This window comes from Streptomyces sp. OZ13 (assembly GCF_052068155.1).
Taxonomy (GTDB): Bacteria; Actinomycetota; Actinomycetes; order Streptomycetales; family Streptomycetaceae; genus Streptomyces.
In genome coordinates this window covers 153,266-165,872 of record NZ_JBQHCZ010000011.1, presented here as the reverse complement: position 1 = coordinate 165,872, position 12,607 = coordinate 153,266, and the positions used below count along the sequence as shown (strand labels likewise).

Below are 12,607 nucleotides of genomic sequence, written 5' to 3'. Positions count from 1 at the left end.
GCCACGCGGTCCGTGGTCGTCACGCCGCGCCCGTACCCGTGTCAGCGCGGCCGCACCGAGGCCAGCCGGCCCCACACCACCAGCCGGTACTTCGAGCTGAACTCGGGCGTGCACGTCGTCATCGTCAGGTAGTGCCCCGCCGCGCCGTACCCGGCGGCGGGGCGCACCGCGCTCCGCGGGACGGGCTCGATCACCCCGGTGTCGCCGGGCAAGGTCTTCGTGAGCGTCTTGTCGACGGCGTACACGTAGACCGCGTCGCGCGTCTCGATCTCCACGACGTCGCCGGGGCGGAGCCGGTCGATGCGGCGGAAGGGCTCGCCGTGGGTGTTGCGGTGCCCGGCGACGGCGAAGTTCCCGGCGCGGCCGGGCTGGGCGGTCCGCGGGTAATGCCCGACGTACCCCTTGTCGAGGACACCCCGCTTGGCGACGCCCTCGGCGACGGGCGCGACGACACCGAGGCTGGGTATGCGCAGGACGGCGTACGCCTGGTCCCGGCGGGGGCGGGCCGGCTCGGGCTCCGGCTCCGGGCCCGTCGCTTCCGCGGCACCGAGCTCCTGTCCCGTCTCGTCCGGCACCGGCACGGGACGTGGAGCCTCGCCCTCCCAGCGCCGCTCCAGTGCCTGGACCTGCCGCTCCGCGCCCTTTTCGGCCTGCCGGTTGCTCCACCACAACTGGTGGGCGACGAGGAGCAGCACGACGACGCCGAACGTGACGGCGGCCTCCGCGGTGGCCCACAGCACACGGGCGAGCCGCACACGCCCCTGCCGCCGGCCCCGTAACGGTGACCGCTGCCGTGTCCCCGTCCGGCGCGCAGCCCGGGGCCATGACCGCCGCTGCTCCCACCGCCTAAGCACGGGCGCAGGGTAGGGCCAGCGCCTTCAACTCACCAGCGTTCCGGCCCCGCTCGCACCGGGCGGGGCCGGCACCAGGGTCCGGCCCGGGGCGGAATCGGGTCGGCCCCCTGCCGTGCCCCGTACAGCAGTACGGTGTGCTGCATGCGCCCCGACACGCCTGCTGACCACATTGCCGAAGCCGAGCGCCTGCTGCGTACCGCCGAGCAGTATCCGGAGGACGCCGAACCGCTGCTCCTCCAGGCCGCAGCCCACCTGGAACTCGCCGGCGAACGCGGCCGTGCCTCCACCCTCTACGACCGCCTCCTGGCGTCCGAGAACCCCGAGCACCCGCAGCTCGTCAAGGCCCTCCAGGCCGCCAACCTCTGGGAGTACGGTCACGAGGCCGAGGCCCGCGCCCTGATCAGCGGCATCCGCACCGCCGCGCCGGCGGAGGCCGCGCCGTGGGAGATCGTCGCAGAGACGCTGGAGAACCACGACGAGCTCGAGGCCTCCCACGAGTGCTTCTCGACAGCACTGTCGATCCTCCTCACCGAGGGCGAGGAGGTCCCTTACGCGACCCGGTCCCTCCTCTCGGGCCGCCACCGCGTCCGCCGCCTGCTGGGCCTCCCGCACGACGAGTGGGACTCCCTGGCCGACCGGGTCCACTCCGGTCACACCCCCGACGTCAGCCTCGACGAACTCCACGACCCGAAGCGTCTGTGGGCGCTCGGCTCCGACAACCCGGCCGAACTGAAGGCCGAGATCGCCCGTCTCCGTTCCGAACTGGGCTCCTACCGCTCGGCCCTGTCCCGCCCCTTCCCGGTGGCGGTCCTCCACTGGCCGGAGGCGGAACTCGACGAACTCCTCGAGGCGTATCCCCAGCTCGAGTCCGAGTACCCGACCCACCGGGCCCACCTCACGGACATCGAGGCCTCCCTGCGTGACCTGTCGGCGACGGGCACGGAGAACCTGGGCATCGTGACGGCGACGGTCCCCTCGTACGAGGCCTTCGCCGCCTCCGAGCAGTCCTCGCCCGCGAACGCGGACCTCCTCCCCCAGTACGCGACCACGCTGGCCGCCCGCGGCCGCGCGGTCGCCTGGCCGCCGCCGAAGGGCGCGGCCTGCTGGTGCGGGTCGGGGCGGACGTACGGGGAGTGCCACGGGGTGGCGGAGCTGTAGCCCCCGCGGTTCGCGGACGCGTGGCGCGCCGCCGACGAGACGGCGCGCTCTCGCGTGCGCAGCGGGGCGAACGGCGGCGAGCGGGCCGTGCGCACCGACCGGGGTGGGTCGGTGCGCAGCGGCCCGCTCGTGATGCCGGCCCGGGCTCGGTCCGGGCCCGTTCCGGGTCGGTCCTGGCCCGGGTCCGGGTCCCGTCGGGCCGGGGCCGGGCCAGGTTCGTCACACCGGGTCCCGTCGGGTCCGCGACCGGCGCCGGGCCGGGTTCGGGCCGGTGGGTCAGGGGCGGACGAGGAGCACGTTGCCGAGCGAACGCTGACCGGCGGCGTCCGACGGCCGGTTGACGATGCCGGAGTCCGCGGTCGCCATGACGCTGGATCCCCCGCCGTCGAGGTTCAGTGCCTCACGCGCGCCGAGGGCCTTCATGAGCTCAGCGGTCCTCCCGATGCCGAGGCCCTCGCTGTACCCGGCCTGCCGGCCGTCGACGACCACGAGCATCATCCGGCCCTGCCCGTCGACGCCGATCATCGAGCGCGGGTTGCTGCGCACGGTCCAGTTGTAGGTGAAGGTCTGGTCCGTGCCCTCGCGGATCAGACCGTCCGCCGCGGCGTTGACCGAGACCCTCCCGTCCCGTACCAAGGTCGGACCGACCTGGAGGATCGTCGTGTCCGGGGTGAGCGCGACCATGCGGCCCCGGCTGTCCTCCACCCGTTCGGTGACCGTCATCCTCTTCCCGACCGTGGCGTGCTCGAGCAGCCAGCCGGCCCGGTCCCCGATGGCCTGGACGGTCGACCCGCCGTCGGGCACCGCCGCGCCGCGCGACGTGTTCACCGCGGTCACCCTGCCCGTCGCGTCGAGCACCACCTCGGCCCCGGCGCCGGTCGGCGTCCTGCCGAACTCCGGGGTGAACCGGACCAGTTCGCTGCTGTCGGTGCACCGCAGGTCGTGCTGGGGCTTCTCGGTGGGCAGGTCACCGCCCACACCACCGCAGTTCCAGACGTCGCCGGGCACCCGGTTCACGCCGTCGATCTCGGCCGTCTCGCCACCGGCCCGCAGCGTCACGTGCGCCGTGAAGGCGTCCACTTCGACCGAACGGCCCCCGCGGGTGATCTTCACGCCGCCGCGGCCCTGGGTCGCGGAGCCGAGCAGCTTGCCGTCCTTGACGTACAGGCCGCCGGGGGCGTTGTTGTAGAACCACTGGCCGTTGACGCCGGCCGTCGCGCCGGTCGCGGCCATGAGGTCGGTCAGCTTCTCCGTACCGTTCAGCGCCGGTCCGAAGTCGGTGCCCACGGTGCCGTCGAACGTGCGGAAGTCCACGCGCAGTACGTGCACCTTCTGCGGTGCGCCGATGTCGTTGCCGTCCTGGGGGATGTAGCGGGTGCCGCCCGCGAACCCGGCCGCCCGGACCTGGCTGAGCACCGCCGCCGCGTCCGCCTCGGCCGCGTACCGTCCGACCCGCACGGTCCAGCCCAGCGTCCCGGCGGGCCGGTCGGCGTAGGCGGGGATCACGACCCGCTCCACCCGCGGGGTGAAGCCCTTGTCCCGCACCGCGTCGGCGACCCGGTCGGCGATCGCCTTCGAACCCAGCGCCGTACCCGCGCTCTTGAGCGGCCCGTCCACGGTCGCCGGAAGATACACGTGCACGGTCCATTGGTCGTCGGCGTCGCGCTTCCCCAGCGACATCGAGGTCAGCGTCACGCCCGGTCTCACGGTGGTGGTCTCGGACGTGGCGCCGAGAAGCAGGGACGGCGTCGCGGAACGGGCACCGGGGGCTGCCGTCGCGGCAACCGGGGACGCCGGTGCCGCGGCGGATCCGGAGACCGGTGGCGAGGCCTCCGCGCCGGGCACGACCACGGCCGCGCCCAGAACCGCCGCGGCTGCTGCCAGGATGGAGAGGGACTTTCGCTGCATGATTGCCCTTCGATCGTCGGAACCGTACGGCTGTGACATTGCATCGCCGCCAGGTGTCCTGGGGCACAACTTCCACAACTACCCGGTTGAAGGCACTCGTTCCCGCAGATGAATGCGGACGGATACTGAGCGGGCGGGCATGTCTGGCGTGCAGCCGCGCGCTGGGCCCGCCGTCCGCACCGTGCCGTGGGGTCGATGCGGACGGCGGACCCGGCAGACGGCCGGGCCCGGCGGTCAGGCGCGCCACACGGTCCCGCGGCGCTCGTACTCGAGCACCTCCTCGGCGAACAGCGCCACCTCAGGGCCGAAGAACCGTTCGAGCAGCCAGATGCCCAGGTCGATGCCCGAGGTGACCCCGCCGCACGTCACCAGGTCACCGTCGTCGACGACCCGGCCTCCGACGACGCGGCCGCCCTGCGCCGCGAGGTCGTCCGTGGCGATGTGGTGCGTGGTGCAGGGGCGTCCGGTCGTGATGCCCGCGGCGGAGAGGAGCGTGGTGCCGGTGCACACCCCGCCGAGGATCAGGCCGGGGCGCCGGGCCGCCTTCAGGGCGCGGGGCAGTACGCCGCGCCGCACCTCCCGCTGGAGGCCGGAACCCTCGCCGTATCCGGCGCCCGGCACGACGATCAGGTCGGCGGAGCGGGGCGACCAGGGAGCGCGACAGACCACCTCCATACCGGCGGACGTCTTCACCGTCAGGGGCCCGTCGACGGTGACGAAGGTCTGCGCGATGCGCTCCTCCCCGACGATCCCGAAGACTTCGACGTGGCCGGCGAAGTCCTGCTCCTCGACGCCGTCGTACAGCACCGTGTGGACGCGTAACGGCTCACGGCGCGGCCGGGCGCCCACGGGTTGTGTCGCGGTTGCGGTTGCGGTTGCGCTTGCGGTTGTTGGCGAGGGCGCCGGTGAGGAGCCTTGGGACGCTGCGCCACTGGCCGGAGCAGCGGCGGCACCCACGAGGCCGGCGCCGCCGATCGCCGCGGCGGCACCGGACCGGAGCAGATTTCGCCTGTGCAAGGGGGGCAAGGGAGTCCTCCGTGAAGACGCGTGAGCCGTGCCCCCGAGTGCCTGTCGCCGGGCGCCCGGGGGTCGAAGACGCGTTCAGTCTTCCGGCACGCGGCGCCCGGTGACGGCGGCTCCAGTGCCCATGGTGCGCAAGATGCGGCCAGCCGGCCGGCCGGGCGGGGACTAGATACGGAAGGCCGTGCGGTACGCGGACGGTGTGGTCCCGACCTGACGCGCGAAGTGGTGCCGGAACGTCTCGACCGACCCGAAGCCGGTGGCCTCCGCGACCCGCCGCATCGGGAGTTCGGTGCTCTCCAGAAGCTCCCGTGCGCGCTGGAGGCGATGGTCGAGCAGCCGGCGCAGCGGAGTTGTGCCCGTCTGCGCGCGGAAGTGCCGCGCCAGGCTGCGCTTGCTCATCATCGCGTGGGCGGCGATGTCGGCGACGGTCAGCGGCTCGCCCAGCTTGTCCCGCATCCACCGCAGTGTCGCGCCGAGGTCGGCGGAGTCGCACTCCGGCGCCCGGTACTCGATGAACTGCGCCTGCCCGCCCGTCCGCTGCGGCGCCATGACCGTCATGCGGGCGACGTCCGCGGCGACCGCCGCGCTGTGGTCGCGGCGCACCATGTGCAGACCACAGGTCGAGGCCCGCGGCGATCCCGGCGGACGTCAAAACCTGCCCTTCGTCGACGAACAGCACCGAAGGGTCGACCTGGGTGCCGGGGAACCGGCCGGCCAGCGCGTCGGCGAACCGCCAGAGGGTCGTCACCCGCCGCCCGTCCAGCAACCCGGCCCGGGCAAGCACGAAGGCCCCGGTACAGATGGAGGCGATCCGCTTCCCCGCGGCCGCCACGTCCTTCAACAACCCGAGCACCCGCGGGTGGGGCTCCTCCTCGGCGGCAACACCGGGCAAATGACGGTGTCGGCGTCCCGGGCGTCGTCCCACCGGTACGGGGACGACAGCCGGAACGGCTGCGCGGGCCCGGCACTCGCGGTGACGGCCCGATCGGCACAGACCCGCACGTCGTAGGCGGGAGAACCGTCGGGGTGGGTGGCGAGCGTGAACACCTGGCAGGGAATGGCGAGATCGAAGGCCGACACTCCGTCGAGCGCGAGCACCGCGACTACTTGCATACGGCCGGAGCCTACGTCGATGGCTTCCCGGCTCAACTAGCGTTCCCGGGGGGCGATTTCACCTACCTTGCCACGGCCGAAGCCCGACGAGCCTTCCCGGGCACGCGTCGTGCACGCGGTATCGCGGGACGGCGGCACACAACTGCACCGTGCGGACATCACGGGGTCGCTGCCCTTTCGCCCGCCGACTCACACGGGACGGGACGCCGACCGACCAGGAAAGGATGGGTGGACCGGTCGCAGTTCCAAGGGCGGCGCAGGCGGGTCCGGGCGGGCGGCAAGCGGCTCCGGGCGGCGTTCACGGCCATGACGTGGAGATCCAGCCACTCCACCGGCAACACCCATCGCGCTCAAGGCTGAGACGGAGCTGCCGCTGACACTTGTAAAGGACTTGCGATAATCTCGCATTTCACCTGATGAGCTGACGGGCCGCTCTTCCCCCACACGGGCCCAGTCCTGTGTGCATGGGAGAAGTAACCAGTCCATGAGCCATGACTCCGCTGCCTCCTGGCAGTACGAGGTTCCGACCGCCGGCAGCAGGCACCTGCCTCCAGACGCGGGTTACGCCAAAGCACTCACCAATCAGGGCTACGGGTTCGAGGTCGCCGTCGCCGACCTGATCGACAACTCGATCGACGCCCGGGCTGACAAGGTCGTTGTGCACTTCCTACGCGACGCGGAGCGCATCCTCAGCCTCCTGATCGTCGACAACGGTCACGGCATGGATGATTCGGCACTGGACGCGGCCATGACCGTGGGACACCGGCGTGACTACGACGACCGCGCTCTCGGCATGTACGGCACGGGTCTGAAGGCCGCCTCCCTCTCTCACGCCGACTCACTCACGGTCGTCAGCCGCACCAAGCGGAGCCGCGCGGCGGGACGGCGGTTGACCGCCGAGGGCATAGCCGACGACTTCCGCTGCGACACCGTTGATCCCGCATACGCACAGGACCTCGTCGACTGTTATGACGGCATCATCGAGTGGCAGGGAACGGTGGTCCGGTGGGATCTCGTGCGCGCGTTCCGTACCGTCACTCCCGGGCAGAGCGATCAGTACCTGTCGCGGGCGATTTCCCGGCTTGAGACCCACCTTGGCCTCTACCTGCATCGCTTCCTCTCCCGCGGACTAGCGCTCGACATCGCGGTGTGGGACGTGAGCTCCGGCGAGGGAATGCTCGGCGAAGAGCTGGACCACATCGCGGTGGAAGCTCTGGACCCCTTCGGTTACAAGGTTCCGGGACGGGCGCAGTACCCCAAGAAGTACACGGCCCCCGTCGAAGGAGTCGGCGATATCCAGCTGACAGCCCACATCTGGCCGGCCAAGTCCCGGCAGGCGGGCTTCCGCCAGATCGGCTCGCTGAACGAACGGCAGGGCTTCTACTTCTACCGGAACGACCGTCTCGTGCAGGCGGGCGGCTGGAACAACTTGCGCACCCCCGAAGGCCATCTCGCACTTGCTCGGATCGAGGTCGACCTCCCCTCCCACCCGAACCCGGTGTTCAGTCTGGACGTGAAGAAGGAGGGAGTCACGGTGACTCCCTCCTTCACCGCCGGCGTGGAGAGGGCCGTCGACGCCGCTGGCCACTCGTTTCCCGCATACCTGGCAGACGCCGAAGCGGCATACCGGGACGGCGCTAAGCGTTCAGAGATCGTCCGGAAACCGGTGACCGCACCCGGCAAGGGCATCGACCCCAAGATCAAGCGGGTCATCACCGAAGAACTGCCCCAGAAACCCGGCGAAGACCCCATCGCCTTCTCCTGGGTGCCGCTGCCCGCGGACCGCTTCTTCGAGCTCAACCGCGACACCAACACCGTGCTGCTCAACAAGTCCTTCCGCGAGGACTTCAACGATGGCAGACGCGGTGGCGCCAACGACGCGCCCGTCACCAAGACTCTGCTGTACCTCCTTCTGGAGGACTGCTTCGGTCTGGGTCGCTGGGAACGGGGCCGACAGGACCGTATCGATTACTGGAACACCATCCTGCTCACGTCTGTCAGAACCCAGCGAGAACGCCGCGAACGCGGTATGGACTGACCCGCTCGCCTTCCCTCGTCATCACCGCTCCGACGTTCGACTCATCACAAGGATTCCCGTGTCAGACACGCTCCTGAAGATCCACACCTCCGCGCTGGCGGCGATGCAGGACGGTCCTCGGCCGTTCGGAAAGTGGGCGGCATTCGTCGCTGACGAGGACGCTCCGGACGCGGACCTGACCGAGGAAACCTTCCGGGCCCGGCTGATGGGCTCAGATACCGGCGCCGAAGCGCTCAAGTCTCTCTGGAGCCGCACCCTCACCGCCTGGGACTTCGCTGAGGCTCCGGACTGGGCTCTGGACGCGGCGCCGCGCACCGAGGAGCGCCGAGCGGCCGCATACGAGCTGCTCAGGCTCAGCACGGACCTCCGCAAGGCGCTGGATGACGTCGTACCGGTGCCGGCGATCCCGCCGGCCACTGTGATCACACGGGAGTTCACCCCCTGGTACACGCCCGAGAAGGCGGCGGCACGCGCCTTCTACTGGTCTTCCTACGAGCGCAAGCTCCAGGACAAGGGCTGGTCCGACGCGGCCATCGCGAGTCTGGACGAGGCTAGCCGGGCAGTAGTCGAGCGCCTCGCGGACCCGGAGCAGCCGGAAGCCCGCCAGACCAAAGGGCTTGTCGTCGGTTACGTCCAGTCGGGAAAGACGGCCAACTTCACCGGCGTGACAGCCAAGGCCATCGACGCGGGATACCGGCTGGTGATCGTTCTCGCGGGAACCCTCAACCTGCTGCGTGCGCAGACGCAGAGGCGTCTCGATATGGAGCTGATCGGCCAGGAGAACATCCTCCGGGGCGCCGATCCGGGCGATGTCGACTCCCTTGTGGGCATCGACTACGTCGGCGACGACGACAACGACTGGCCGGACTTCATACGCCACGGTGGGCGCCCGTCCACGCTCGGAGCCTTCGACATCGAACGGCTCACCACCCGGGACAACGACTACAAGAGCCTCGCTCAGGGCATCAGGGCACTCGAGTACGACAAGCGCGAGCCGACCCGGCCACTCCACGACCCCGCGAACCTCCACCGCACGGCAGCCCGCATGGTCGTGGTGAAGAAGAACAAGTCGGTTCTCACCAAGCTGGTGAAGGACCTCAAGCAGATCCACGGCCTTCTCGGCGAGCTGCCGGTCCTGATCATCGACGATGAATCCGACCAGGCCTCTGTCAACACGTCCAATCCCAAGAAGTGGGAGCAGGGCCGCACCGAACGCACGGCTATCAATGCCCTGATATCGCAGCTCCTCACGCTTCTCCCGCGCGCACAGTATGTGGGCTACACAGCGACGCCGTTCGCCAACGTCTTTGTCGACCCAGGCGACTCCGAGGACATCTTCCCCTCTGACTTCCTGATCTCGCTTCCACGCCCTGCCGGGTACATGGGCGTTCAGGACTTCCACGACCTGGACACCGCCATTCCTCACGAGGAACGGACCTACGCCAACTCTCAGGAGAAGGCCCACGTCCGCGGGGTCGGGCCAGACATGGACGACCGCCTCCTGGACGCCATGGACTCGTTCGTGCTGTCCGGCGCACTGAAGCTGTTCCGCGCCGACCATGGTGTCCCCGACGGTCCGTTCCGCCACCACACGATGCTGGTGCACGAATCCGTGAAGGTCGATGACCACGCGGATCTCGCCCTGCGCATCAACACCATGTGGCACCAGGCGGGATACGCATCCACCGCCGGCCACGAGCGCCTCGAAGCACTATGGGAGACGGACTTCGCTCCCGTTTGCGAGGCCCGCGCTGAAGGCCTGCCCGTCCCCGCCTCGTACACAGCGCTGCGTCCCTACGTAAGCCGAGCACGCCAGCGCATTGGATCAGGCGGCAACCCCGTAGTCATCGTCAACGGGAACTCCGACAAGTACTTCGAGCAGCTCGATCTCGACTTCGACCGCACGCCGCATGTCTGGAAGATCCTCGTGGGCGGCACCAAGCTCTCCCGAGGCTTCACCATCGAAGGCCTGACAACGACGTACTACCGCCGCACCACCCAGCAGGCCGACACCCTGATGCAGATGGGCCGCTGGTTCGGGTTCCGCCCGGGCTACCGCGACTTGGTCAGGCTCTACATTGGGCGGGAGGAGCCCCATGGCAAGGGCCAGGCTCTGGATCTCTACGAAGTGTTCGAGGCCATTTGCCGGGATGAGGAAGCGTTCCGCTCCCAACTTTCCCAATACGCCCAACTCGTTGATGGGAAGCCGCAGGTCACTCCATGGCAGATCCCGCCTCTCGTAGCTCAACACCTACCTTGGATCAAACCATCGGCGCGAAATAAGATGTTCAACGCCGAACTGGTCGAAATGAGAACCCCTGGCCAGATAGTTGAACCCACGGCACACCCGACCCACAGTATTGACCTCCAGCACAATACTGAGCTATGGATGCCGCTGGTGAAGAGCATGGGCGTGGATCGAGACGAGTTCACTTACCATCACGCAGATCGTGGTCGAACGTACCGCTTGTCTGCACTCACCGCCTCCATCAGTCACAGCGACCTCATGGGAGTGCTGACCAAACTAAAGTGGTGGAACCCCTCTGCCTTCCAACCGCACTTGGAGTACCTGCAGGATCTGAGTCGCCACCCTCACCTGATTGACGACTGGCTCCTTATCGCACCTCAGCACACCTCAGGACGCCGCCTCGAAGCACGGATCAGCGACAGTCAACCTCTCGCCATTTCACACCGCCAGCGCCGCAGGGTCGAACTCTTCGGAAGTATCAGTGACCCAAAGCATCGAGCAACGGCACGGCGCATAGCGGGCGCACTGCCCCCGACCGCTGATCCCGTCACCGAGCACTTCACGAAACCACGCCGCGGCGCCGTGCTTCTGTACCCGGTGATCGAAGAAGATCCTGACACAGCAATCACAACACGGGGGACCCTGCACCCCGGGAAGGTCGCTATGGTCTTCTCGCTCGTAGCCCCCGCTTCCGCTATCCCGCCTGGCTCAGGCCTAGTGCGCTTCCGCGCAATAAATTCTGCACTCAAGAACCCGATCGTCACCATCGGTTAGTGTGCTCGACCCTGGGCATTTCCAGCACAATCCGGGCATCGGATCAACCAACCATATTCCACTCTGCAGCGAGAGCTGACCCGCTCCAGCCAGCACTCGCCTTCCAGATCGACGCGATGCCGTGTCCCTCCAGATAGTGCGAGTAGACTCCTATATCTTCCGTGAAGAGACCTATGAGATGGGGCCGAGGCAAGCTCTTCTCGCCATAGAGGAAATAGCTATACTCGTGCAACTGGCCCATAACTTCACGCACTGCCGAGGTTGGATTCCCTGCACGAATAACCTTCACCTCGACGAGCCACTCAGGAGCGCCCGAATGCATCGAGCGAGGAACCCTCTCGCGTAGCACCAAGTCCCTGGGATGCACTAGGTCAGTGATCGGCTTATATCCCCGCTCTAGCACATATGGCCCAAACTCGGCGATCAAACGTTCATGGTCACGATTCTTGACTTGCTGCCTGGCTGGAATATTCGCCAGGTATTCACTGCTATTTTTCGGATGGAACCCACCCAGCGGATCTTCCACAGTATGACCCACGCCTTCATAACCAACCTGGGTGGTGCTCTTACCCTCATCGATCATCCACACTTTCTCAGCCGCCGCCGCATCCTGAAGCAACCGAGTCCCCCGTAGAAGATCGGCCTGAATTTTCACTTCCGGAGGAAGGCTGGCCACTTGATAAGCGCGTGCGACGATACTCCCCTTTTCGTAAGCCTGCGCCCTCGCTCCACGATCTCGAAAATCAGGCTGCCTCTGCCACCCCTGCAGACTGTCCCCAGGCATCTGTTGACGAATTCCAGCGGCCCGACGGGCGAGGTGTTGCCGCAGAGCGATCCCCCTGCCCAGTTTCCGCTCGAGGTTCGTCGAACCCTGCTGGAGCGTGAGTGTCACGGTCCGCAGATCGGCACTGAAGATGTACGCCAGGTACAAGCCCTGCTTGGGATCTTCAGTGATACGGGGATCGAACACTCCGATCCAGGGCGTTGCAGCCGCTGTTCCTTGACCACCCCTCGCCTTCGCTATGTAGCCGTCAGGCAAGGTCAAATCCTTGCGCTTTTGCACGCTACGCAGCAACTGCTGGCCAGGCACATGTCCCTCGGTACCGGCGCCGGCGTCGTACAACTCAGCCACTCGCAGGAGCAGGTCTCTCATGTCCATGACCAGACGCTACTTCATGAACATTGCCAATAGCCCAGGGATCGACCGAATCTCGGGGTAGCGATGCTGAACCTACGCGCGACGGCTATTCAATCTCCGACAGCATCTGTGCCCGGTCCAGCGCCTCGTCCGGGTCGAAACCGTGGGCGCGGAGCCAGAGCAAGAGGTCGGTGATCACGTCGATCGCCGACTCCTGGGCCCTAGCGACGCTCAAGCAGCTGCGGCCTGCACCTGAGGGGTGGTGGACAGTGCAGTAGAGGCCGATCAGGGTCTCGGCGCGGGTGCGCCCGGGTCGCTGACACACAGCAGGGTGCCGAGGAGAGGTTCCGGCG

8 protein-coding genes and 1 pseudogene are annotated in these 12,607 nt (G+C 68.1%); 3 read left to right on the top strand and 6 right to left on the bottom strand.

Annotated elements, in window-relative coordinates; translation table 11 throughout:
- Positions 1 to 41: 41 nt before the first annotated feature.
- Positions 42 to 755, bottom strand: coding sequence for a class E sortase (locus ACTMTU_RS23975; protein ID WP_441265538.1), 714 nt, complete (start codon positions 753 to 755; stop codon positions 42 to 44).
- Between the two features lie 240 nt (positions 756 to 995).
- Between ACTMTU_RS23975 and ACTMTU_RS23970 the strand changes: the two genes are divergently transcribed.
- Entirely contained in the window at positions 996 to 2,012 is a 1,017-nt protein-coding gene (locus tag ACTMTU_RS23970) for an SEC-C domain-containing protein (RefSeq protein ID WP_441265537.1), read from the top strand.
- Between the two features lie 276 nt (positions 2,013 to 2,288).
- On the opposite strand, the gene ACTMTU_RS23965 is transcribed toward ACTMTU_RS23970, so the two are convergent.
- The 3 genes and pseudogenes from ACTMTU_RS23965 to ACTMTU_RS23955 form a co-directional block, all read right to left on the bottom strand.
- Positions 2,289 to 3,920, bottom strand: coding sequence for a phosphodiester glycosidase family protein (locus tag ACTMTU_RS23965; protein WP_441265536.1), 1,632 nt, complete (start codon positions 3,918 to 3,920; stop codon positions 2,289 to 2,291).
- Positions 3,921 to 4,154: 234 nt separating this feature from the next.
- The gene (locus ACTMTU_RS23960) at positions 4,155 to 4,877 is read right to left on the bottom strand and encodes a DJ-1/PfpI family protein (protein WP_441265607.1); all 723 of its coding nucleotides are present in this window, start codon (positions 4,875 to 4,877) and stop codon (positions 4,155 to 4,157) included.
- Positions 4,878 to 5,108: 231 nt separating this feature from the next.
- A pseudogene (locus ACTMTU_RS23955) lies at positions 5,109 to 6,056 on the bottom strand (GlxA family transcriptional regulator).
- A gap of 484 nt (positions 6,057 to 6,540) precedes the next feature.
- Between ACTMTU_RS23955 and ACTMTU_RS23950 the strand changes: the two are divergent.
- Positions 6,541 to 8,094, top strand: coding sequence for an ATP-binding protein (locus ACTMTU_RS23950; RefSeq protein WP_441265535.1), 1,554 nt, complete (start codon positions 6,541 to 6,543; stop codon positions 8,092 to 8,094).
- A gap of 58 nt (positions 8,095 to 8,152) precedes the next feature.
- Complete coding sequence (locus ACTMTU_RS23945; RefSeq protein WP_441265534.1) at positions 8,153 to 11,116, top strand: Z1 domain-containing protein; 2,964 nt, start codon at positions 8,153 to 8,155, stop codon at positions 11,114 to 11,116.
- A gap of 43 nt (positions 11,117 to 11,159) precedes the next feature.
- Here the strand turns inward: ACTMTU_RS23945 and ACTMTU_RS23940 are convergent, their stop codons facing one another.
- Together ACTMTU_RS23940 and ACTMTU_RS23935 are read right to left on the bottom strand one after the other, a co-directional pair.
- Positions 11,160 to 12,275: an MrcB family domain-containing protein gene (locus tag ACTMTU_RS23940; protein WP_441265533.1), complete on the bottom strand. Its 1,116-nt coding sequence runs from the start codon at positions 12,273 to 12,275 to the stop codon at positions 11,160 to 11,162.
- An 85-nt stretch (positions 12,276 to 12,360) separates the two neighbouring features.
- A complete protein-coding gene (locus tag ACTMTU_RS23935; protein WP_441265532.1) occupies positions 12,361 to 12,489 on the bottom strand; it encodes a hypothetical protein in 129 nt (42 codons plus the stop codon).
- Positions 12,490 to 12,607 lie beyond the last annotated feature (118 nt).